This is a genomic window from Nocardioides oceani (assembly GCF_030412965.1).
GTDB classification, from domain to species: Bacteria; Actinomycetota; Actinomycetes; order Propionibacteriales; family Nocardioidaceae; genus Nocardioides; species Nocardioides oceani.
In genome coordinates this window covers 1-20735 of record NZ_JAUHJQ010000009.1, presented here as the reverse complement: position 1 = coordinate 20735, position 20735 = coordinate 1, and the positions used below count along the sequence as shown (strand labels likewise).

The 20735-nt window shown below is 70.6% G+C and carries 27 protein-coding genes; 15 read left to right on the top strand and 12 right to left on the bottom strand.

Annotated features, from left to right (window positions below):
• Positions 1-171 precede the first annotated feature (171 nt).
• Positions 172-1026: a hypothetical protein gene (locus tag QWY28_RS18170; protein ID WP_300953998.1), complete on the top strand. Its 855-nt coding sequence runs from the start codon at positions 172-174 to the stop codon at positions 1024-1026.
• A gap of 35 nt (positions 1027-1061) precedes the next feature.
• On the opposite strand, the gene QWY28_RS18165 is transcribed toward QWY28_RS18170, so the two are convergent.
• From QWY28_RS18165 to QWY28_RS18115, 11 genes are all read right to left on the bottom strand, one after another.
• On the bottom strand, positions 1062-1223 hold the full coding sequence (locus QWY28_RS18165; RefSeq protein WP_300953997.1) for a hypothetical protein: 162 nt from the start codon (positions 1221-1223) through the stop codon (positions 1062-1064).
• A 9-nt stretch (positions 1224-1232) separates the two neighbouring features.
• Positions 1233-1463, bottom strand: coding sequence for a hypothetical protein (locus QWY28_RS18160; protein WP_300953996.1), 231 nt, complete (start codon positions 1461-1463; stop codon positions 1233-1235).
• Positions 1464-1777: 314 nt separating this feature from the next.
• The gene (locus QWY28_RS18155; protein ID WP_300953995.1) at positions 1778-2047 is read right to left on the bottom strand and encodes a hypothetical protein; all 270 of its coding nucleotides are present in this window, start codon (positions 2045-2047) and stop codon (positions 1778-1780) included.
• A 12-nt stretch (positions 2048-2059) separates the two neighbouring features.
• Entirely contained in the window at positions 2060-2584 is a 525-nt protein-coding gene (locus QWY28_RS18150; protein WP_300953994.1) for a thermonuclease family protein, read from the bottom strand.
• Positions 2581-2964, bottom strand: a complete 384-nt coding sequence (locus tag QWY28_RS18145; RefSeq protein WP_300953993.1) for a helix-turn-helix domain-containing protein — start codon at positions 2962-2964, stop codon at positions 2581-2583. Before QWY28_RS18145 ends, QWY28_RS18150 begins: the two co-directional genes overlap by 4 nt.
• Positions 2871-3521, bottom strand: a complete 651-nt coding sequence (locus QWY28_RS18140) for a helix-turn-helix domain-containing protein (protein ID WP_300953992.1) — start codon at positions 3519-3521, stop codon at positions 2871-2873. Before QWY28_RS18140 ends, QWY28_RS18145 begins: the two co-directional genes overlap by 94 nt.
• A 14-nt stretch (positions 3522-3535) precedes the next feature.
• Entirely contained in the window at positions 3536-4249 is a 714-nt protein-coding gene (locus tag QWY28_RS18135) for a hypothetical protein (RefSeq protein ID WP_300953991.1), read from the bottom strand.
• Complete coding sequence (locus QWY28_RS18130; RefSeq protein WP_300953990.1) at positions 4246-4413, bottom strand: hypothetical protein; 168 nt, start codon at positions 4411-4413, stop codon at positions 4246-4248. Before QWY28_RS18130 ends, QWY28_RS18135 begins: the two co-directional genes overlap by 4 nt.
• A 127-nt stretch (positions 4414-4540) precedes the next feature.
• Positions 4541-4948 (bottom strand): hypothetical protein, encoded by a 408-nt coding sequence (locus QWY28_RS18125; protein ID WP_300953989.1) that lies wholly within the window; start codon positions 4946-4948, stop codon positions 4541-4543.
• Positions 4949-5343: 395 nt separating this feature from the next.
• Positions 5344-6633 (bottom strand): ATP-binding protein, encoded by a 1290-nt coding sequence (locus QWY28_RS18120; RefSeq protein ID WP_300953988.1) that lies wholly within the window; start codon positions 6631-6633, stop codon positions 5344-5346.
• 67 nt (positions 6634-6700) lie between these two features.
• A complete protein-coding gene (locus QWY28_RS18115; RefSeq protein ID WP_300953987.1) occupies positions 6701-7045 on the bottom strand; it encodes a hypothetical protein in 345 nt (114 codons plus the stop codon).
• A gap of 343 nt (positions 7046-7388) precedes the next feature.
• Between QWY28_RS18115 and QWY28_RS24455 the strand changes: the two genes are divergently transcribed.
• The 14 genes from QWY28_RS24455 to QWY28_RS18050 all read left to right on the top strand — a co-directional run bounded on the left by QWY28_RS24455 (position 7389) and on the right by QWY28_RS18050 (position 19774).
• Positions 7389-7853: a helix-turn-helix domain-containing protein gene (locus QWY28_RS24455; protein WP_369292709.1), complete on the top strand. Its 465-nt coding sequence runs from the start codon at positions 7389-7391 to the stop codon at positions 7851-7853.
• Positions 7854-8152: 299 nt separating this feature from the next.
• Positions 8153-8839, top strand: a complete 687-nt coding sequence (locus QWY28_RS18110; protein WP_300953985.1) for an SAF domain-containing protein — start codon at positions 8153-8155, stop codon at positions 8837-8839.
• Positions 8840-8842: 3 nt separating this feature from the next.
• A complete protein-coding gene (locus QWY28_RS18105) occupies positions 8843-9685 on the top strand; it encodes a CpaE/TadZ family protein (protein WP_300953984.1) in 843 nt (280 codons plus the stop codon).
• A complete protein-coding gene (locus QWY28_RS18100) occupies positions 9682-11394 on the top strand; it encodes a TadA family conjugal transfer-associated ATPase (protein ID WP_300953983.1) in 1713 nt (570 codons plus the stop codon). The genes QWY28_RS18105 and QWY28_RS18100 overlap by 4 nt, the downstream gene beginning before the upstream one ends.
• Positions 11391-12308, top strand: a complete 918-nt coding sequence (locus QWY28_RS18095) for a type II secretion system F family protein (RefSeq protein WP_300953982.1) — start codon at positions 11391-11393, stop codon at positions 12306-12308. The genes QWY28_RS18100 and QWY28_RS18095 overlap by 4 nt, the downstream gene beginning before the upstream one ends.
• Complete coding sequence (locus QWY28_RS18090) at positions 12305-13222, top strand: type II secretion system F family protein (protein WP_300953981.1); 918 nt, start codon at positions 12305-12307, stop codon at positions 13220-13222. Before QWY28_RS18095 ends, QWY28_RS18090 begins: the two co-directional genes overlap by 4 nt.
• A gap of 56 nt (positions 13223-13278) precedes the next feature.
• Positions 13279-13485, top strand: coding sequence for a hypothetical protein (locus QWY28_RS18085; RefSeq protein ID WP_183097425.1), 207 nt, complete (start codon positions 13279-13281; stop codon positions 13483-13485).
• A 53-nt stretch (positions 13486-13538) separates the two neighbouring features.
• A complete protein-coding gene (locus QWY28_RS18080) occupies positions 13539-13889 on the top strand; it encodes a TadE family protein (RefSeq protein WP_300953980.1) in 351 nt (116 codons plus the stop codon).
• A 56-nt stretch (positions 13890-13945) separates the two neighbouring features.
• On the top strand, positions 13946-14344 hold the full coding sequence (locus tag QWY28_RS18075; protein WP_300953979.1) for a TadE/TadG family type IV pilus assembly protein: 399 nt from the start codon (positions 13946-13948) through the stop codon (positions 14342-14344).
• Entirely contained in the window at positions 14344-14778 is a 435-nt protein-coding gene (locus QWY28_RS18070) for a TadE/TadG family type IV pilus assembly protein (RefSeq protein ID WP_300953978.1), read from the top strand. Before QWY28_RS18075 ends, QWY28_RS18070 begins: the two co-directional genes overlap by 1 nt.
• Positions 14775-18014 (top strand): LysM peptidoglycan-binding domain-containing protein, encoded by a 3240-nt coding sequence (locus QWY28_RS18065; protein WP_300953977.1) that lies wholly within the window; start codon positions 14775-14777, stop codon positions 18012-18014. The genes QWY28_RS18070 and QWY28_RS18065 overlap by 4 nt, the downstream gene beginning before the upstream one ends.
• Positions 18015-18036: 22 nt before the next feature.
• Positions 18037-18312, top strand: coding sequence for a hypothetical protein (locus tag QWY28_RS18060; protein ID WP_300953976.1), 276 nt, complete (start codon positions 18037-18039; stop codon positions 18310-18312).
• The gene (locus QWY28_RS18055; protein WP_300953975.1) at positions 18309-18869 is read left to right on the top strand and encodes a hypothetical protein; all 561 of its coding nucleotides are present in this window, start codon (positions 18309-18311) and stop codon (positions 18867-18869) included. Before QWY28_RS18060 ends, QWY28_RS18055 begins: the two co-directional genes overlap by 4 nt.
• Positions 18870-19291: 422 nt before the next feature.
• Positions 19292-19774, top strand: a complete 483-nt coding sequence (locus QWY28_RS18050) for a hypothetical protein (RefSeq protein WP_300953974.1) — start codon at positions 19292-19294, stop codon at positions 19772-19774.
• A 525-nt stretch (positions 19775-20299) separates the two neighbouring features.
• On the opposite strand, the gene QWY28_RS18045 is transcribed toward QWY28_RS18050, so the two are convergent.
• The gene (locus QWY28_RS18045) at positions 20300-20611 is read right to left on the bottom strand and encodes a hypothetical protein (RefSeq protein ID WP_300953973.1); all 312 of its coding nucleotides are present in this window, start codon (positions 20609-20611) and stop codon (positions 20300-20302) included.
• Positions 20612-20735 lie beyond the last annotated feature (124 nt).

The window sequence follows — 20735 nt, the reverse complement described above, 5'->3', positions numbered from 1 at the left end:
CCGCTGCGCCGAGCGGCGGGCTGTGGATAACTCGGGGTGCTGTCGGCACCTGGGCACAAACTGGTCTCGTTCGCCTATGTCGTTCGGTGGTTGCCGGACGATCACCGCGAGCAAAGTCAAGAGATCCGCACTAGTGCTGCTAGATGGAGGAGGGTCGAGATGAGGTTCCCGATGACCGTGTTGAGAGCCGTGACGCTGGCGCCGGCACTGCTGGTGAGCTTCGTCCTCACCGTGGTGGTGTGCGCCCTGCTCCCGCCGGCGCTGGGCCTCGTGGCGTTCATGGCTGCGGGCGGCGTGCTGGTCGCGCTGGCGCTGGGCCAACTGCAGGAGCCTGCGGTCGCAGCGTTGACCAGGTCGCGGCCGGCGACGGAGGCGGAGCTCCGGGTGATGGCGCCGGTGCTGGCCGAGCTGGGCGGCCGCGGTGTCGACGTCGGCGCGCTGTTCGTGCGCCGGATCCAGCGACCGAGCACCCCGGTGGCGGTGGCGATCGGCCGGTGCACCGTTGTGGTCAGCCCTGGGCTGGTCGAGGCGACGTACCGCGGCGGTGTGACCGGCGCGGAGGCGGCCGCCGCGCTGGCTCATGCGGTCGGCCGGCGCCAGGCGATCCGGCCGCGGCTGGAGCTGGCCGTGCTCGCGGCGATGACGCCGTGGCGGATGCTGGTGGCGACGTTCCGTGGCGTCGGCCGGGCCTTCGCCTGGCTTCCGTTCACGCGGTTGGCCTGGACGCTGCGCGGCGTCGTGGGGGTGATCTGCGTGGTGCAGTCGGTCGTCGAGGACCGGGCCTGGGCCGGTTTGCTCGGGGGCACAGTCATCGCGCTGACCTATCTGGTGCCGGCGGCCGGCCGGCGGATCGAGCTCCACACGGAGGCCGAGGCGGACCAGTTCGTGCTCTCGCTCGGCCTCGGTCCCGTGCTGGCAGGTCTGCTGCGTCGCTACGGGCACCCGATGACCCTCGAGCGGATGCAGCGCCTGGAGACGGCCGTCGAGCAGCCTCAGCGGCCGCGGCTTCACCTGGTGCACGGCTGAGGCTGTTCTCTGGCGGTGCGGCGGCCGGCGGCGGGCTACTCGTCGTCCTGGAAGCCGGACGTGGAGTGGTGCACGCAGCCGCGGCCGTCGCCCTCGTGCGGCTTGTAGTTCATGCAGGGCAGCGACCCCAGCTTGTGTGAGCAGTCGACCCAGCGGACGGTCGAGGATCCGGTTGCCGGCGCGAGTGCGGTAGCCATCGGGGCCTCCTATCGGCGCGGGCCGCGGCGGCGGCCGAGCTGAGGCCGCTGGTAGGCGGCGGTGTCGGTGTGGTCGTGCTGGCGACCGGACTGGTGGACCAGTGCGATCTCGGCGTCGGGGGAGGGGCCGGTGTCTGCGGCCGCGGCCTGGGCAGCTGCTTCCTCGCTGGCCCTGATCTCCTCGGCGCGCTGTCGCGCCTCCTCCTCGAGCGCGGCTTCCTCGCGAGCGGCGTCACTCATGTGAACTCCCATGGATTCCGTGGACCGGCACCGGCTGCGCCGGTCCTCCTGGTCACCTATGTGCGGACCAAGGGCCCGGGCGATCACCGCGGCCCGACTGGATTGGAAAGTCGCGGGGCCCTGCCGGTGCTCAGGCCGGCTGGGCCAGCAGCGTGGCGCCCAGCATCTGTGCCGCGTGCTCGAGGACGCCGTGGGAACCGGTCCCGCCCGGGCGGTCGCAGCACTGATGGGTATCGAAGCCCTCGTCTACGACGATGCGGTGCAGGTGGCCACCGCAGGCACGACAGCGCCGTCCGGCGTGGGCGGGGCACTCGTCAACCGCCACGGCGCAGGGCAGACACGCCGCGGGCGGCGGGGGGAGTCACCTGGTGGTCGCGGTCCCAGTCGTGCCGCTGGCGCAGCAGCGTGGCGACCTGTTCCCACAGCGCGTGCTCGAGGTGTGCCGGCGCCGGCCGGCCGAACGCCTGGTCGACCGCCGCTTTGAGCAGCTGCGCCCTGCAGCCGAGAACTCGCTCGTCGACGCCGCGGCTGTAGCACCACCGGGCCAGCGTCTTCGCGGCCGTCATCAGCTGCTCGTCGTCCATCCCGGCCGTCCCTCAGCAGGTGCCCCTCAGGCCGCTATCGGCGTCCTGGGCATCGGCGGCGGCCGCGGAGTACGACTCCTCGCGGGCAAGGTCCTGAGCAGCCTCGTAGCGGCGTACGGCGCCGCGGGCCAGGAGCTCGTGGGCCACGTCGACGCCGGCGTGGTCGACGTATCGCAGCAGCCGGTCGTACCGGTCGCGGTCGGGCTGGTCGCTGTCGGTGACCAGCTGGACGGTGCTGCCGACCGGCGCGAGCTCCTCGAGCAGGTCTGTTGCCTGGTCGGCGTAGCACTCCTCCGGCGCCGGCGGGTGGGCGACTTCGGGGGCGTCGATGCCGAGCAGGCGGACTCGGCCGAGCTCGCGGCCGCCGAGGTCCTCGACGCGGAGCGTGTCACCGTCGACCACGGCCGTCACCCGGACCTGGGTGGCCTTGCCCTCCGATGGGTCGGGGCCCGTGGGAGCGCCGGGGAGGGCTGCCTTGATGCCGCCGGCGGTGAGCACGGCGATCGCCACGCCGGCGAGGCCGATGAGGGCCTTCACCGGGCGACCCTCAACTGCGGACGCTCGCCGGCGACGGGAACCGCGCGCTCCTGCGCCCGGGCGCCGGGGGAGCGGTAGCCGGGCTCGGGGATCTGCTCGACGCCGTCTGCCCCGCTCGTGCCGGCGTCGGCCGGCTCCTCGGGGAGCTCGCCGGCGATCTTCGCGGCCAGGTCGCGCAGCGGTGGGGTCTTCTCGATGCGCCAGGTCGCGTGGAGCACGGTCGTGTGGTCGCGGTCGAAGTGACGCGCGATCGTCGGCAGGCTGTGCCCGTGGATGCGGGCCGCCGTCATCGCCACCGCACGGGCGTCCGCTGCCGCCCGGCTGCGGTCCGTACCCAGGAGGACCTCCGGCGTGGTGCCGAAGGCCTCCGCGGCCGCCACGACTGCATGCTCGACCGGGCCATAGGCTCGAAGGTCGACGCCGGCGGATCCTGGTGGAGGCTGACCACCGTGGCCTCGGGGCGGGGGAGCCGGGCGGTGTAGCGGTCGTTGACGTGGCTCACTGACCCGGGCCGCGGCGTCGGCCAGCCGGGGTCGCTCGGCGGTGCGAGCGCACGGCATGGATCACCGGACCGTGGTCCCTTGTTGAAGTGCTCGGCGATCGCCGGCAGGGACAGGCCGACCTCGCGGGCGGCGGTCATGGCCACGGCGCGGGCGTCGCTGACCGGACGGCTGCGCTCGGCGCTCAGGATCGCCTCCGGCGTGGTGCCGAACATCGGTGCAGCCGCGTTGATGGCCAGCTCGCACACCGCAGCCGGGCCGGTTGCCGGCGCCGACGGCATGGTCTGGTCGACCTGGACGGCCAGGACCGTCACCAGCGACCGCAGCTGGTCGGCGTCCAGCGGCGCGATCAGGTCGGCGACCTGGTCGTGCTGCCCGCGGCCGGCGGCATCGAGGACGAGGCCAGCCAGCTGGCGGCCGCCCTGATCGAAGTCCATGCCCGTCCTCCCGCCTACCGCGCCAGCGACCCGCCGGCCGGGGCCGCCTGGCGAGGAACCTGGCCACGGCCCTGCTCGGCCATACGCCGGCGGGCGTTGTCGGTGATCTCGCTGGCGATGCCGGCCGACTGCCGGGCGTTGGCCGCGGCGTGGTCGACGACGTTCTCGAGCAGGCGCACGTCCTCATCGGCGCGGCCGAGCTCCTTGCCGGCCGTCGCGATGCTCCGCTCGAGGGTGACCGGTTCCAGCAGCGACGGCGGAGTCACGTGCTGGGCCGCCAGCTGCGCGCTGTCGACGTGCTGAGCGGTCAACCGGGCCATAGGCTTGGCAAGGTCAATCATCTCGCCCACGACGGCGAGGCGTGGCTTCAACTGCGCGACGTCGCTGGCGAGCTCAGGATCGGAGGTGTCGGCGTCTTGGAGGAGATCGTGGGCATCGGCGATCGCCTGCGATGCACGCTCCAGGTGTCCGGTGAGTTCGTCGACCAGCTCGGCGTTGTCGCTGCAGCGCCGCTGCAGGCGGCTCAAGTGCTCGCCGGCGGCCTCGAGGTAGTAGTCACCGCGGTCGCTGAGGCGGGCCTTCGCAGAGTCGAGCTCGGCGTCATCGAGAACCCGGAGCGCGGAGTTGATCGTGGTGTGGAGCTCGTCGACGACCCGGCGGGCGCGTCCCACGGCCTGCTCGGCCATGAAGACTGCGTCTGCGGCTTGCAGAGCGGTGTCGGTGGTCATGCCGGCTCGCCGCCTCCCGTGTCGGACGGGGGCGTAATGCTCGACGGGGGCAGGACCTCGCGAAGGCGGTCGAGAGCCGCCAGGGCCTGCTCGAGGTGGTCGCCGGCCTCCTGAACCGGGTCACGGTCGGCCGCGGCGGAGGGAGAATCGGTGGGCGTGCTCACGGGCAGCTCCTTTGTTGACCGGGGTTATGTCTCAGTCACCAAAGGAAGGTCGACCCGCTCGGGCGATCACCGAGCGCGAAGAAATCTCGCGGGCCTCAGGCGCCGCGGGTCACCGAGGACCACCAGGTCAGGGTTGGTCCCAGGGCATCGACTCCTGCCCGTCGTCGACGCCCTCGCTAATGATGTGCGCCGTGGCGTTGCGGGCGGCGTTCAGGTGCTTGTGGAGGTCGACCGCGAGTCCGCGGGCCTCCTCCAGGTGGAGACGCGCGACGCCGATCGCCATGGCGGGGTCGGATTCGTCGGTCATCGCGTCCATGCTGAGCACCTGGTCGGCCAATGCCTGCTCGAGCGTGCTCGACAGCTGCGAGAACGCCTGGGGCAGCGCGGCCGCGAGGTCGGCGAACTCCGCGAGCTCGTCGGAGGTCTCGGCCGGGATCTGGTCGCGCGCCCACATCGTGGCGAGGTTGAAGCCGTAGACGTGTCGGCGTGCCGCCGTCGCGTGCCCGCTCGCCTCGAGCTGGTCGTTGTCGTCCACCAAGGTTGTCCTTCCTGCCGAGCGGTCTCGCTGGCCTGAGTCTCGCGGATCTCGCCGGCGTACGCTCGGCCGCCGGCGGCGGGCTGTGGATAACCGCAGGGGTTCCCTCCGGGGTCTCCAGCGGGAGACTGAGCGGCCATGGACGACCAGGCCGCCTTGATCGCAAGGCGAGTGGCACTGGCGGTGGCCGCTTGGTCAACGCTGCGGCCGACGTCGAGGCCTACCGCCGACTCGCCGACGCGGTGGGGAAGTGAAACGCCTACAGCGCACCGCAGCTGGAGGACGGCGACGTCGACCAGCTGCTCGACGACCTCCGCCCACGTCGCGCCCCCGATGCCACTCGGCGACGTCGACGAGCTCAAGGCGGTCCTACGTCGGCAGGCTCGCCGTGAGCTCTAACGCCGCGGCGCGTCGGGGCCGCCCTCGGAGGCGGGCGGGAGTTCACGCGGGCGGCGGCCGGCACCGAGACTGCCGGGTGCCGGGTCGGCGGGCGAGGGTGCTCCGGTGGCCAGGGTCTCGCGGATGTAGCGGTCGAAGCCAGGCATCGTGAACCGGACCTCGCCGCGACTGGCGGGCTCGATGATGCCCTTGTCGATCAGGCGCTCACGCGGAACACCCAGAGCCTGCGTGGGCCGGCCGAGCGCCGCGGCGATCTCTGCCCGCGTCACCGTTGGAGTGCCGGCCTGCGCCATCACGGACATGATCTGCTTCTCCAGTTCGGTCGCGGCCGCCCACCGGGCGGCGTACATGGAGCTCAGCTGATCATCGGCCAGCGGCAGGCCGGACCGCACCTGGTCGACGTCGAGCACGTCACCGGTTCCTGAGGGCTTGGCCACCTCCCACGTCGCGTGCGCGAGGACCTGCAGCAGGTACGGGAATCCTTGGGCCTCGGCCGCTACCGTCTGCAGCGAGGCGGGCGTCCAGGTCACGCCTAGCTCTGCGGCCGGCTCGGCCACGGCGGCGGCCGCTGCGGCCGGCTCGAGTCGGGGAAGCGTGAGGAAGGTGCTGCGCTCCCCGAAGGTGGCAGCGTTGACCAGGACTCCCGGTGTCGAGGGCAGGCCGGCGCCGATGATGGCGAGGGGGTTGTCCTCGCGCCGTCCAGCCAAGTTTTGCATCGCGTTGAGCAGGACCGCGAGGTCATCGCGGGTGGCCGCGTGCAGCTCGTCGACGAAGACCACGAGTCCAGCGCCACCGCGTGCACGGATCTGGGAGCTGGTCTCGTGCAGGAGGTCCTCCATCGCCGAGATCTGGGCCCCTCGTGGAGGTGCCTCAGCCTCGGAGCGGTCGGCGGCCGCCGTCGCGCTCACCTTCACCACGCTCGGCAGCCCGAACTCCAGGCCGATGTTCTCCAGGCGAAGCTTCCAGGTGCCCTTCTCGGCTCGGGGGAGGATGTCCGCGGATTCGACGGCCTTTCCGACGCGACTGACCAGGTCGGGAAGGAACGGCGCGTTGCGCCGGCATGCCACCCATGCGGTGATGAACCCGTGCTCCTCGGCGTCACGCTGCGCCTCGCGCAGCAGGGACGTCTTCCCAACCCCGCGCGGGCCCAGGAACACCAAGAGCGGGCCGCCCATCTCGCCGTAGGTGCCGATCCGGCTCAGGTAGCCTCTGATCCTGTCTTGCTGTTGTTCCCTCCCGGCCAGGACCCGCGGCAGTTCGCCCGGGGCGTAGGGGTTGGGCAGCATCAGAGGTCTCCAATACATTCTGTTACACAGCGGGCTTGTGTAACGAAGTGTATGCCGTCGATCGGGATCACCGCCCCACGTTGAAGCTGCGTGTTCCAGGCGTGCTGGCAGCGCCTGGCTTGCGCGCTCCGAGTCGACGGCGGGCGGCATCGTCGAGGCTCTCGCCTGCGGAATCGACCTCGTCGACGCCGCGGCCAGGTCGATCGGCGTGCGGCTCGGTCGTCTCGCTGAGGCATTCGACTAGGTCCTCGACGTCGGCATCCAGGACCCGCTCGAGGATGTCGGCGATGCCCCCTGGGGAGCCGTCGCACTCGGCCACCAGGGCGTCGGTCAGACGATCGAGGGCGGCGTCTCCGCGGGCGGTGAAGGTGACGACACCGGGGACCGGGTTCTCGGCTCGGGAAGTGCTCATGGTCCACCTCGCTTTCTGGTCACCTAGGTGCGAAGGAGGTTGGTAAGCGATCAGCCCGATCTGCGACACGAGGGGAGCCGACGGCCATAGCGCGGGAGAACGCACGGCCCTGTATGGGGCTTGCCCCGGGTGGCCGGCGTGGGCAAGGCCGCCGAGTGGTGACACCGAGGCTGGGCGCGATGTCGGGCCCAAGGTCATTGGCCATGCGGCGAGGAGTGTCCGCGTCGCGAGCGGCGCCATCGCTGAGTGAGACGGACGGGCTCCGCGGTCCCAGGTCGTCGGTTCGGGGCAGCCCAGACTGACCTGTCCCGCAGAGGATCGGCACCGCTAGTGTTCGTCGGCGATGGCCTCCGGAATCGATCCCAACGCGTTGAGGACTGCTCGCGAGGAAGCGGGGTTGACTCAGCATGAGTTGGCGCGTCTGGTGGGAGCGGCCGGGGGTGAGCGCATCTCTCGCTGGGAGTTGGGCACGTCATCTCCGCGCCCCGACTTCCTGGTCAGACTCGCCAATGCCCTCGACATCCCGGCGCTGCGGCTAATTCACCTCGAAGGTGATGTCCCCGATCTCCGAGCGCTGCGCCTGCAGGCAGGGCTCACCGTTCCCGAACTCGCCACGTCCGTGAACGTGGCTGTGCCGACCTATTACGCCTGGGAGCAAGGGCGCTGGACCCGACTCCCTGCACCACAGTCGCTCGAAGCGCTAACCCGCGCACTCGGGGAGTCCGTCGAACTGGTTGTCGCAGCATTCCATGAGGCGCAACGGCAACGCCGGCGCAGCGGAACAGCCTCGGCCCGACCGAGTTCGTAGGCGCAGGCGGGTTTGACCCTTATCCACAGGTGAGAATTTGTTCCGGGAGACCCGGACGATTTTGTGGTCCCATGGACTCCGGATCGTTTGGAGGCGTTGATGCTCGGTCCCATCGGGGGGATTGAGCCGCGCGACCCTCCGGTCAGGACTGGGCGATGGCATCTCGGAAGCGGTCACTTGTGGATATCGAGACCTCGATAGGAATGCACTAGTGTGTAACTATCGAGTTGGGCTCGCGCTGATCGCTCCGGGCCCGTCTTGACACGTAGGTGATCGAGACACGAGAGGACTCGGGATCCATGTCACAGAACACCGCTCAAGGCCTGTCAGGCGAGGCAACCCCCACCAGCCGTCCCATGCCCACGCTCAACAACAGTCCACGACCACGACCCAAGCAGCGCCGCAGACCATGGGTGTTCGCACTCTGTGTGGCCCTTGTCGCCGCGGGCGCGCTAGGCACCGCGTTCGCCTTCACCTCCATCAACGACACGCAAGAGGTCCTCGTGGTCAGCCAGGACATCAAGCGCGGCGAGACCATCGAGGCCGGTGACCTCTCAGTGGTGCGGGTCAGCGTCGACCCGGCACTGAGCCCGGTCGCCGGGAGCCAGAAGGCCGAGCTCGAGGGCAGCCGCGCCGCCGTCGACCTGTGGGCCGGCACCCTGCTCACCGAGGAGGCCACCACCGACAGCCTGGTGCCGGGGGAGGGGGAATCCTTGGTGGGCATCAGCCTCACCCCCGCGCAGATGCCGTCCGAGCCGCTCTATGCCGGTGACGCCGTCCGGATCGTCACCACGCCCGGCGACCAGGGCGAGGTCACCAACGAGGATCCGGTCACGGTCGAGGCAGTCGTCGTTGCTGTTAGCCGCGTACAGGAGACCGGCGAGACCGTGGTCGACGTCTCTGTCCCCGAAGGCGACGCCGCCGACCTGGCCGCCCGCGCCGCAACCGGGCGGGTCGCACTGGTCCTGGACACTCGGGAGCGCTGAGCGATGGCGCTGATCGTCCTCGCCTCGGCCAGCGGTGCGCCCGGCGTCTCCACCACCGCGCTGGGACTCACCCTCAACTGGCACCGTCCTGTGCTCCTGGTCGACGCCGACCCGACCGGTTCCTCCGCGGTCTTCGCCGGCTACTTCCACGGCACCCAGGAACCCACCGGCGGGCTGATCAACCTCGCCCTCGCGCTGCGCGAGGGGACACTGGCCGCCGCCCTCCCTCGCGAGGCGCTGCTGCTGGACCCCGAGCCCCCGGCCGAGCGCGCGCCCTGGTTCCTGCCTGGCATTCGCGCCCACGAGCAGGCCCCGAGCCTGCTGCCGCTGTGGGAGCCGCTCGCCGAGCAGCTGCGCGCGCTGGACCGCAACGGCCAAGACGTCATCGTCGACGCCGGCCGGCTCGGTCTCGCGGGGTGGCCGCAGCCGCTCGTCGATGCCTCCGACCTGACCCTGCTGGTCACCCGCAGCTCGCTGCCCGCGCTGGCTGGTGCACGCTCGTGGGCCAAGATGCTGCGCGACCAGTTCGCCGCCGTCGGTGGCCTCTCGCGACTGGGCCTCCTTCTCGTCGACGAGGACCGCCGGTGGCCGGCGACGCCCACGGGCGTCCCGCGGGTGCGTCCCTACACGCCGCGCCACATCGCCAAGGCGCTCCAGATCTCCGTCGCAGCATCGGTGGGCTGGGATCCCGAGGCCGCGGAGGTCTACTCCCACGGCGCCCGCAAGCCCCGCAAGTTCGAGTCCTCCGACCTGGTACGCAGCTACCGCACCGGAGCGTCCCTGATCCACTCCGTCCTCACCTCCAACCGGGCCGCCCTCGCCCACCCGATCGGAGGCCGCGCATGAGCACCAACGGACACCAGCCCGGAGCCCAGGGCCGCGAGCCGCTCCGCGCCGACGAATGGCTCGCGGCGCGACACGCAGACCGCAGCCCGCGCTCCCCGTTCGCCCGCGGCCGCAGCACCAACGGCAACCCGCCGGCCACGCAGCCACCCCCGCCGCCGGTGCCGAACAACGAAGACCACGACCCGACGTCGCTGCCGATCTTCGCCGGCGCCTGGACCAGCGAGGACCAGCTGCCGGGCCGCACCCGATCGGAGTTCACGCTGCGCCCGCTCCTCGCCAGCCCCGACGACCAGCCGCACGCGATCGCCGCCACCGACTACTACGACGGCGCCGACGTGGGGGAGGTCGAGCTGGACTGGGAGCTCATCGCCCAGTACCGGGCCGAGATCTCCTCCCGGCTGACCGCCCGGCTGGACAAGGAAGGTGGCCGGGTCACCGACGAGGACCGCGAACAGATGGGCCTCGACGTCATCGAGGAGTTCATCAAGTCCGAGGCCGAGACCCTCGTCTCGACCGGCCGGCCGCCCTGGAGCCGCCAGCAGGAGAACGCCCTCAAGGCCGCGCTCAAGGCCGCGCTGTTCGGTCTGGGCCGGCTGCAGCCGCTGGTAGAGCGCGAGGACGTGGAGAACATCATCGTCATCGCCCGCGGCCCCGAATGCGCCGTGTGGCTGGAGCTCGTCGACGGCACCCTGGTCGAGGCGGCCCCGATCGCCGACTCCGAGGACGAGCTGCGCGAGTTCCTCGCCGACCTCGGCTCCCGGCAGAACCGGCCCTTCACCGAAGCGCGTCCGCACCTGGACCTGCGCCTGCCCGGCGGCGCCCGGCTCGCGGCCGGCTCCTGGGTGATGGCCTACACCTCGGTGGTGATCCGCCGGCACGGGATGCGCGAGGTGTCGATGGACGAGATGGTCTACGACCGCAAGGCGTGCGGCGCGGTCCTGGCCGACTTCCTCGCCGCCTGCGTCCGCGCCGGCAAGAGCATCGTCGTCTCCGGCGTCCAGGGCTCGGGCAAGACCACCTGGGTCCGTGCCCTTTGCTCGTGCATCCCGCCCTGGGAGATGATCGGCACCTTCGAGACCGAGTTCGAGCTGCACCTGCACGAGCTGGTCGACCGGCACAAGATCGTCCACGCCTGGGAGCACCGGCCCGGATCCGGCGAGGTCGGCATCGACGGCCGCCAGGCCGGTGAGTTCAGCCTCGAGGAGGCCATCCACCACTCCTTCCGGTTCAACCTCGCCCGCCAGATCGTCGGCGAAGTCCGCGGCCCGGAGGTCTGGAACATGCTCAAGGCCATGGAGTCCGGCCCGGGCTCGATCAGCACCACCCACGCCCGCAGCGCCGAGCACACCATCGAGAAGCTCGTCTCCTGTGCCATGGAGAAAGGCCCGCAGGTCACCCGCGAGCTCGCGATCAGCAAGCTCGCCGCTGCCATCGACATCGTGGTGTACCTGCGCTCCGAGGTCGTTCCCAACGGCGACGGCACCTTCCGCAAGCACCGATGGGTCGAGGAGGTCCTGGTCGTTCAGCCCAGCATCGACGCGGCCCGCGGGTATGCGACCACCCCGATCTTCGCCCCGAACCAGCTCGGCCACGCCGTCGCCACCGGGAAGCTCGACAACTTCCTCGCCCAGGAGCTCGCCCGCCACGGGTTCGACCTCGAGGCGTACAAGGCCGAGTCTCAGGCAAACCCGGGGGTGGCGACATCATGACTGCCTTCCTGCCCGCCGTCTTCGGGGCGCTCATCGTCATCGGCTTGATCGGCATGGTCTACGCGCTGATCCCCGCACCTCCGAAGCCGCCGCGGCCCGCCCGGACTCTCACCCCGTTCGGCCGGGCGGGTGGCTGGTTCGCCCGGCTCAACCCGCGGACCCGGATGCTGGTTATCGGCGGCGCTGTCGCCGGCCTCCTGGTCGCGCTGCTGACCGGCTGGGTGATCGCGATCGTGCTCGTCCCGGCCGCGATTGTCGGCATCCCGCTGCTGCTTACGCCTCCGCCGGCGGCCGCGAGCGTCGAGAAGCTCGAGGCGCTCGAGGAGTGGACCCGGTCACTGTCGGGCAAGCTGACGGCCGGACAGTCGCTGCGCTCGGCTCTCATCAAGTCGCTGCAGTCGGTGCCGGCGCCTATCGAGCGCGAGGTCGGCCTGATGGTCTCCCGGCTCTGGAACAACACCGCCACCACCGAGGACGTGCTGCGCGCCTTCGCCGAGGACCTCAACGACTCCACCGGCGACGTGGTGGCCAGCCAGCTGATTCTCGCCGCCAGCGGGCGCGGGCAGGCTGGCCTGGCCAAGGCGCTGGACGCGCTCGCGGAGACTGTCGCCGCCGACGTGCGCGCCCGCCGCCAGATCGCCGCAGACCAGGCCAAGCCGCGCACCACCGCCCGCACGGTCACCGTGATCACCCTCGGCGTACTGGGCATGCTCGCCCTCACCGGCGACTACATCGAGCCGTACGGCAGCCCGCTCGGCCAGGTCATCCTCGCCGTCTTGCTGACTGCCTACGTGGCCACGCTGCTGTGGATGCGCCGGATGGCGGTCGCCAAGCCGCTCCCGCGCTTCCTCGACCTCCAGGCCCGCAACGCGCACCGAGCGGCGCACGGGGAGAAGGAAGGAGCACTCGCATGACCGGCCTCCAGCTCGCGCTCGCCAGCGGCACCCTCCTCGGGCTCGCTGTTGCCCTGCTCGTGTGGCGCCTGGCCCCGTCCGACCCGGACCTCACCGACGCCTTGGACCGGCTCTCGCCCGGCCACGTCGTGCCGCGCCGCAGCGCCGGCACGCTTGACGTCGAGGAGAGCATCGACTCCGGATCGCTCGTCGACCGGATCGGCGTGTGGGCGATCAAGAACTTGCCCGGGGGAGCGTGGGCACACACGCCCCGCAAGGACCTGGCCATCCTTCAGATCAGCGAGACCAGGTTCTACGGCGAGAAGGTCGTCTGGGCGCTGCTCGGCCTGGCGATGCCGCCGCTGTTCGCGGCGTTCTTCGCGCTGATCGGGCTCCCGCTCCCGTTCGCGATCCCCACCTTCGGGTCGCTCGGGCTCGCCGCACTGTTCTGGTTCATGCCCAACTACAACGCCACTGACGACGCCAAGAAGGCCCGCATCGAGTTCAGCCGGGCCCTGGGCGCCTACATCGACATGGTCGCCACCGGAGTCCGTGACGGCTCCAGCGGTCAGCAGGCGCTGCGTTCTGCGGCAGAGGTCGGCGACACCTGGGTGTTCAAGCGGATCGAGAGCGAGCTGCGCCGCGCCCGCTACATGACCCGCGCCCCTTGGGACTCCCTGCACGGGCTCGCCGATGACCTTGGCGTCCCCGAGCTCGACGACCTCGCCGACATCATGCAGCAGTCCGGCCAGGACGGCGCCCAGATCTACAACAACCTCCGTGCCCGCGCCGCCGCCCTCCGCTCGGCGATGCTCAGCGCCGAACTCGGGAAGGCCAACGCCGTCTCCGAGCGCATGTACATCCCTGCCAGCCTGCTCGGCATCGTCTTCATGGCGATCCTCGTCACCCCGTCGATGCTCCGATTCGCGACCTAACACCGACGTCAATCCCGGGACACCCCGAACTCCACCACCCAGAAAGGAACAACTCGATGTTGAAGCTCTTCATCACCCTCCAGGTGACGGCCCTCGCCGTGATCGCCAGCATGGAGGACCGCATCGTCAAGCACCGACGCGACGAGCGCGGCTCGGTCACGATCGAGCAGGTCATCTGGGCCGGCGCGGTCATCCTCATCGTCGGCATCGTCGTCGCCGCGATCAGGGCGTTCGTGACCAGCGAGGCCGGAAAGATCAAGTAGGCCCGTCCATGTTCTCCAGCTCTCGCCGCCGACGCCGGGACGAGCGCGGCTCAGTGGCCATCCAGATGGTCTTCCTGATGCCGGCGCTCTTCGCGGTGATGTTCCTCGGTGTCCAGGGCGCGCTGTACTACCACGCCCGCGAAGTAGCGCTCGCGGCCGCGCAGGAGGGCGCACGCGAGGCGGGCAGCGAGAACGGAACCCGCGAGTCCGGAGTGGCGACCGCGAACGGCTTCCTCCAGGACGCCGGCGGATCCGACGTGATGACGTCGAGCAGCGTCTCCGGGTCACGGACCACGACAACGGCCACGATCACCGTCACCGGCAAGTCCATGAGCGTGATCCCCGGCTGGCACGTGACCGTCCGCCAGAGCGCCAGCGTCCCGGTCGAGAGGCTCACCGAATGATGGGCCAGAGCATCTGGGCACGCGCCTTCAACCGCAGCCGGGACGAGCGCGGGTCGGTGGCCATCGAGGCCGCGATCGGCGTCCCGGCCTTCGGGCTGTTCGTGGCGATGATCATCCTCGGCGGCCGCGTCGAGATCGCCAAGCAGTCCGTGGAAGCAGCCGCGTACGAGGCAGCAAGGGCAGCCTCGATCGAGCGAACCCAGAGCGAGGCGATCGCCGCAGGCAGGTCCTCGGCCGCAAGCAGTCTGCAGGACCAGGACGTGAACTGCACCAGCACGAACATCACGGTCAACGCGGCGGCGTTCAACGCACCGATCGGGAACACCGCCCAGGTGAACGTCACGGTGACCTGCACGGTCAACCTGTCGGACCTGAGCATCCCCGGCGTACCCGGCACCCGCACGATCACCGCAACCGCGAGCAGCCCCGTCGACGCCTACCGGGAGCGCCGATGATGAGGCACCCGGTCCGACGCCAGCGCGACGAGCGCGGCGCCATCAGCGTCTGGTTCGCCACCGCGTCACTGGTGATGATCATCCTGGTCGGGATGACCGTCGACGTCGGCGGCAAGGTGCACGCCCAGCAGCAGGCCCGCAGTGCTGCGGCCCAGGCCGCCCGCACGGGCGCCCAGGAGGTCCAGGGCTCGACCGCCCTCCGCGGCGAGGAGCTCCGCGTCGACATCAACGCCGCCAAGTCCGCCGCGCAGGGCTACCTCAACGCCGCCGGCGTGGAGGGCAGCGTCACCGTCGTCAACGGCGACACCCTGATCGTGCGCACCACCGACACCTACGACAGCAAGTTCCTCGGGATCATCGGGCTGGACTCGATGAGGGTCACCGGGGAGGCGTCTGCACGGCTCATCCGCGCCCAAGGAGGCATCGAACGATGACTACGCCCACCCTGCGCCAGCGGCTGACCGGGCTCCTCGCCACGGTCGCCGTCCTCGGCATCATCATCGGCCTGCCGGCCCTCTTCCTCGCGATCGGAGCCAACCCGATCCCCGACCAGGCGCCGAGCTGGGAGAGCGTCAAGGACGCACTCCTCGCACCCGACGACGGCACCCTGATCCTGGGTCTGTTCAAGGTGATCGGCTGGGCCGCGTGGGCCTTCATGACCCTCAGCCTGGTGGTGGAGACCGTCGCCCGGCTCCGCAGGGTCGAGGCGCCCAAGCTGCCGGGACTGGGTCGCCCGCAGGCCGCGGCCCACGGACTGATCGGACTCGCTGCCCTGCTGTTCATCGCAGCGCCGATCGCCGCACAGGCCGCCAACGCCGGCCCCGCCGCCGCATCTGAGCCGGCGGCGGTGGGCCATGTCCAGGCCGGGACCGTCGACCAGACGCCCGCCCAGCACGGCGTGAAGGTCGAGGCGAAGCAGGAACGCGCGACGGTCGATCACTCGGTCAAGCCGGGGGAGAGCCTGTGGTCGATCGCTGAGGAACACTTCGGTGACGGCGCGCGCTACAAGGAGATCGCCGAGCTCAACCGCGGCCTCCTCGGCTCCCGGCCCAGCTTCCTCGAGCCCGGCTGGGTGCTCAAGCTGCCAGCCCCGGCCGGCGGAGCGCCGGCGCACGCCTACACCGTGCAGCCCAACGACACACTCAGCGACATCGCCCACGACGAGCTCGGCGACGCCGACCGGTGGCCGGAGATCTACAAGGCCTCCACTGGCATCACCCAGCCCGGCGGCGCCCACCTCGCCGACCCCGACGTGATCGACGTCGGCTGGAAACTCAACATCCCCGGAGCCCAGCCACCTGCCGGTCACGACGACCGGCAGCAGCAGCCGCAGCCTCGCGAGGACAAGCCCGAGACCCCCGCCGAGCCCAAGACCGAGCAGCAGCCGATCGACCCGCCGGCCGAGGAGACTCCGCCGGTCCCCGAGACCCCGGCCTCGGAGACTGCCGGGCCCGAGGTCCCGCAGGCCGAGGAGCCGACGGCGCCCGCCGCCGACGTCGAGCAGGTCGACGAAGCCGACGACTCCATCCTCGAGGCGCCCTGGGTCCTCGCCGGTCTCACCGGCGGGGGCGTGCTGCTGTCCGGGGCACTGCTGATGGCGCTGCGGTCGCGCCGGCGCTCCGCCTACCGGAACCGGCCGCCGGGTCGAGCGATCGCCGCCCCGCCGCCCGAGCTGGCGCCGGTGGAGATGACGCTGAACGCGACCGGTGTCGCCGCGGCCGCCACCGTGGAGTTCGCCGACGAGGCCCTGCGGCGCCTCGCGGCCACGGTCGGAGCCCAGGGCACCACGATGCCGCCGCTGGCGGCCGTCGAGCTCGCGAAGGGCAAGCTGACGCTGCACCTGAGCGCCCCGGCCGCCGTCCCGGCCCCCTGGGTGGGCAGCCCCGACCAGACCCACTGGGACGTCAGCACGGACACCGCGGTGGAGGACCTCGGCCCCGACACCGACAACGTCGAGCCGCCCTACCCGCTGCTGGCCACCATCGGCATGAGCGACACCGGCGAGACCTGGCTGCTGAACTGCGAGGAGCTCTCCACGCTGACGATCAGCGGCGACCCCACCTATGGCCGCGACTTCGCCCGCCACCTCGCTGCTCAGCTGGCCGTCAACCCGTGGTCCCGCCGCGTCCAGGTCGACTGCATCGGCGTGGCCGAGGAGACCGTCGCCATGGACGAGCGGATCACCTACTACCCGACCGGCGCGGCCGGGACGCCCGCGACCGCGGAGATCCTCGCCGCGGCGGTGACAACGGTCGACCGAGCGAAGCGACACGACACCGATGTGTCCACGGCCCGCACCGGCAGCGTCGACGACGACACCTGGCCCGCCAGGATGCTGCTCCTCGACGCCGCAGCCGGAGACCCCGACGACCTCGAGCAGCTGCTGCAGCTGGTCAACGACCACGTCGGACAGTCCGCGACCTCCATCGTCGTTGCCGGCGAACGCCCGAACACGCCCGGCGCGGTGCTGCACATGACCAACACCGGTCGCGTCGTCCTCGAGCACGTCGGCCTCAACCTCATCGCCGTCGGGCTCACCAGCGACGAGGCCCGCGGCTGCGCTCTGGTCTACGCCCAGAGCGAGACCCCGGAGTACGTCGACACGCCCGTGGACGAGACCGCCACCGACGGCTGGGAGGCCTACACCGACTCCTCCGGAGCTCTGCGTCGCGAGTACACCCTGCCCCGCAACACCCCCGACGGAGCCGTCGACGAGCCGCTGTCCTCCCTGCTCGAGGGCGAGGACGAGGAGTACATCCGCGAGAGCGCGATCGTGCAGGAGGACCTCGAGGCCCTGGCGCCGAAGGTGCCCGCCCACGTCCGCGCCGAGGTCGAGGAGAAGGACCCCACCCTCGACCAGGACATCGCCGACTGGTTCTCGCCCAACTGCGACCGCCCGCGCCTCACCCTGCTCGGCCCGGTCACCGCACGCACCCACGGCAAGGCACTCGCCAAGCGCAAGCCCTACTTCACCGAGCTCCTGGCGTTCCTCGCCCTGCACCGCAAGCACGGCGCCACCCGCGAGCAGATCCGCGAGGCCTTCTCCATCTCCGACGGCAAGGTGCGCGACTACACCAATATCGTCCGCGACTGGCTCGGTCCTAACCCCCGCACCGGCGAAGACCACCTGCCCTACGCGGACAAGGCACCGGCCGCCAAGCTCACCGGAGTCAACGTCTACCAGGTCGACGACGGACTGCTCGTCGACCTGGACCTGTTCATCCGCCTCCGCAAGCGCGGGCAGAGTCGAGGCGGGGCCGAGGGTGTCGCCGACCTCTGCACTGCGCTGGAGCTCGTCGGGGAGGTCCAGCCGTTCAGCCAGTTGCGCGAGGAAGGGTGGGCATGGCTCGCCAACGAGCCCGACCGCGTCGACCTCATGGCGGGCGGGTGGGTCGCCGACGTCGCCCTCATCGTCGTCACCGAGGCCCTCGCCGCCGGCGACCTGGTCAAGGCCCGCTCCGCCGCCTACGTCGCCAACCGCGCCGACCCCGACGGCGAGAGCACCCGCCTGTGCCTGGCCCACGTCATGAAGGCCGAGGGCGACCAGCTCGAGGCCGACCGGATCCTGCGCGAAGAGATCTGCAACCGGTCCGACGACGGCGACGCACCCATGGAATTGTCGGAGCGCACGAAGACCATCATCCGTACACACGGCTGGCTCGCGAGCTGACTCGGGAAGGGAGCACCAGCACATGACAACGTTCGACCAGGAACTCACCGGCCGATACGTCGCGGCCGGCGGCGACCGCCCCGACCTCGACGCCCGCCGCGTCGCGCGGGCCGTGTTCGTGCGCGACACCATCCGCACGCTCTACAACGCCGACAAGAAGTTCGGTATCGACCCCGCCGACAACGGCTCGCTCGCCGAGCTCGTCGACGCAGCCGAAGAACACCTCGAGCACATCGCCAACGACGTCAGCCAGCGATCCGTCAGGGCGTCGCCCACCACAGGAGGAGACACCACATGAGGAAGCACCACTCCGCACTCGGGGGAGTGGCCCTCGCCCTCGCCCTGACCCTCACGGGCTGCGGCGGCGACGACACCGAGCCCAAGGTTCAGGACACCCCGAGCCAGTCCCCATCACCGACACCCACCAGCACGCCGACTCCGAAGACACCGGAGGAGAAGGCAGCCGCGCAGCTGGTGGCCTACCTCGACGTGCGCGACGACGCGCTCCGGGCCGCAACGATCGACTTCAAGCGGCTCAACAAGGTGGCCACCGGCCAGGTGTTCCTGAACATCCAGCAGAACGTCTCAGCGATCGAGCGCTCCGGCAGCAAGCTCACCGGCGAGTACGTCCACACCCTGGGTGAGCCGCGCGACCGAGGCGCGTACATCCTCATCATCGACTGCGAGGACCGCTCGGGCGTCGAGCAGACCAAGGACGGCAAGCCGGTACCGGAACCGGTCGGCCCGGACGGCAAGCCGGTGCCGAACCCGCTCCCGATTGAGTACAAGCTCGTCAAGGAGAAGGGACGCTGGCTCGTCAGCGACCAGAACGGGCTGCTGGAGGAGTCGTGCTAGCCCGGGTCGTGGCGGCCGCCGTCGTGGCCCTCCTGGGCCTGCTGGTGGCGCCTGTGCCGTCAGCTTTGGCCGATGGTGACGGCCAATGCACTCAACAGGTGGACCCTGAAACCGGTCAGGTGAAGTGGGTATGCGAGGACGACGGCGGCACCGGTGGAACCGACGGCACCGGCTCTACGGGCGGCTCGTCGACGTGCTCGTACTCGGGCCGTGAGATCCCGTGTACTGGCCCGGAGGGGTCGGCCTGGAGCAGCACTTACGGGTGCTACGTGGGAGCTGTCTGGGATCCCGGCGGGGCAGGGGCCCAGCCGCCCCCCGGCCAGACGAACCAGGACGGTGCGTGGCACATCTGCTATTGGCCGCCTCCAGGATCCTCGTGGGATCCCGTCTGGATCCAGAACGGCGAAGTCACCATCGACCCTGTGGTCCTCGCTCAGCGCGCGATCGCCTCGATGGACCTGGATCCCATCCAGATCGGCATCGTCCCCGAATCGGGTCCGAACCGGGTTGGCCTTGTCGGGCTGCCGGTGTGGATGTGGGTCGACAGCCCGACGGACGACACGTTCGGCCCGATCACTGCATCGGCCAGCGAGGGGTCGGTGTCGGTCAGTGCCACCGCCAGCGTCGCCAGCATCGTCTGGGACATGGGCGACGGGACCACCGTGACCTGCACAGGCGAGGGCACCCCGTACGCCGACCACTACGGCAAGCAGGACTCGCCGACGTGTGGGCACCGCTACGAGAAGATGTCGACGGACCAGCCCGATGGGGCCTACCAGGTCACCGCCACGAGCCACTGGGTCGTAGAGTGGACCGGCGGCGGGCAGTCCGGAACCATCGAGTTCGACCTGACCACCGACGCGCTTCCTATCCGAATCGGTGAGGCCCAGGTGCTGACCCAGTGAGCGGTCGGTAGTCACTCAGCGACCACAGGAGACAGGTCCCCGTCCTCGGAGCAGGAGGGGGACCTGTTCTCGTTCTAAGGGCCTCGGATCGAGCCCGGCCGGCGGCGAGTATCCGGCCTGCGCGGGCCACCTTTGCGAAGGGGAAAGCCCCAGGCGTCTCGGGTCACCTGGGGCTTCGGCGCCTAGTAGAGCACGGCCGATCGAGCAACGCAGGAGATCCAGAAACTCACGGCGGCCGGGTCGGGGAGAAGCTGCGCCGGGGCCGGACCGGCGCCGCGTCGACTGCCGGCCGGGGACGCTCGACCGCGCATGAGAAGAAGTGTCGAGATGCAGCGAAGATTGACCGACGTTCCGGTCCGATCGTTCACGAAGTGAGTGCCATCCAGGGTGGCCGTCAAAGTAGGTGCGCCGATCTGCGCCTTATCAGCATCAGCGCACAAATCGTCCCGCCGGCCCCCGTGGAGGTTGTCGAGGAGGTCCCAGCGCGGCAGGACACGGAGCGCCCGCCGTCCCCGTCGTCGGCCTCTAGCGGCGACTCGTCCACCTGATCAACGCGACGACGTAGCGCGCTACCGGGCCGACCACCGCCCTGACCGCCATCGACCCGTTGGTGGGGGCGTCGGCGACGGTCTGCGCCAAGGGGATCCGCTGGTCCCCGTGGGCCACGAGCTTCTCGTAGACGCAGGCGGGGCTGGTGGTGGTCTGAACGTGCTCGAGTCGGTGGGTGGTGAGGCTGAAGCGGAGCGGTCCGGGCTCGCCGAACTTCGACGGTGCCACCACGAGGGAGACGAACAGTGCCAGCTGCGAGGCCATGACCGAGGCCGACAGCATCGCCACGTTCTGTGGTTCCCCCCGAATCGTGGAGGGCTTCTCTATGCGGCTTCCCGGTCGGGGGCCGCTGTGTCCTCGTAGTTGACCGGGCTCATCATGCCCGCCGAGCTGTGCCGGCGTTCGTGGTTGT

Bases quoted from the DNA above. Each gene is read 5' to 3' on its own strand.
- QWY28_RS18170 (WP_300953998.1), top strand. From the start codon at position 172: ATGACCGTGTTGAGAGCCGTGACGCTGGCGCCGGCACTGCTGGTGAGC.
- QWY28_RS18165 (WP_300953997.1), bottom strand. From the start codon at position 1,223: ATGGCTACCGCACTCGCGCCGGCAACCGGATCCTCGACCGTCCGCTGG.
- QWY28_RS18160 (WP_300953996.1), bottom strand. From the start codon at position 1,463: ATGAGTGACGCCGCTCGCGAGGAAGCCGCGCTCGAGGAGGAGGCGCGA.
- QWY28_RS18155 (WP_300953995.1), bottom strand. From the start codon at position 2,047: ATGGACGACGAGCAGCTGATGACGGCCGCGAAGACGCTGGCCCGGTGG.
- QWY28_RS18140 (WP_300953992.1), bottom strand. From the start codon at position 3,521: ATGGACTTCGATCAGGGCGGCCGCCAGCTGGCTGGCCTCGTCCTCGAT.
- QWY28_RS18135 (WP_300953991.1), bottom strand. From the start codon at position 4,249: ATGACCACCGACACCGCTCTGCAAGCCGCAGACGCAGTCTTCATGGCC.
- QWY28_RS18120 (WP_300953988.1), bottom strand. From the start codon at position 6,633: ATGCTGCCCAACCCCTACGCCCCGGGCGAACTGCCGCGGGTCCTGGCC.
- QWY28_RS18115 (WP_300953987.1), bottom strand. From the start codon at position 7,045: ATGAGCACTTCCCGAGCCGAGAACCCGGTCCCCGGTGTCGTCACCTTC.
- QWY28_RS24455 (WP_369292709.1), top strand. From the start codon at position 7,389: ATGGCCTCCGGAATCGATCCCAACGCGTTGAGGACTGCTCGCGAGGAA.
- QWY28_RS18110 (WP_300953985.1), top strand. From the start codon at position 8,153: ATGTCACAGAACACCGCTCAAGGCCTGTCAGGCGAGGCAACCCCCACC.
- QWY28_RS18105 (WP_300953984.1), top strand. From the start codon at position 8,843: ATGGCGCTGATCGTCCTCGCCTCGGCCAGCGGTGCGCCCGGCGTCTCC.
- QWY28_RS18100 (WP_300953983.1), top strand. From the start codon at position 9,682: ATGAGCACCAACGGACACCAGCCCGGAGCCCAGGGCCGCGAGCCGCTC.
- QWY28_RS18095 (WP_300953982.1), top strand. From the start codon at position 11,391: ATGACTGCCTTCCTGCCCGCCGTCTTCGGGGCGCTCATCGTCATCGGC.
- QWY28_RS18090 (WP_300953981.1), top strand. From the start codon at position 12,305: ATGACCGGCCTCCAGCTCGCGCTCGCCAGCGGCACCCTCCTCGGGCTC.
- QWY28_RS18085 (WP_183097425.1), top strand. From the start codon at position 13,279: ATGTTGAAGCTCTTCATCACCCTCCAGGTGACGGCCCTCGCCGTGATC.
- QWY28_RS18070 (WP_300953978.1), top strand. From the start codon at position 14,344: ATGAGGCACCCGGTCCGACGCCAGCGCGACGAGCGCGGCGCCATCAGC.
- QWY28_RS18065 (WP_300953977.1), top strand. From the start codon at position 14,775: ATGACTACGCCCACCCTGCGCCAGCGGCTGACCGGGCTCCTCGCCACG.
- QWY28_RS18060 (WP_300953976.1), top strand. From the start codon at position 18,037: ATGACAACGTTCGACCAGGAACTCACCGGCCGATACGTCGCGGCCGGC.
- QWY28_RS18055 (WP_300953975.1), top strand. From the start codon at position 18,309: ATGAGGAAGCACCACTCCGCACTCGGGGGAGTGGCCCTCGCCCTCGCC.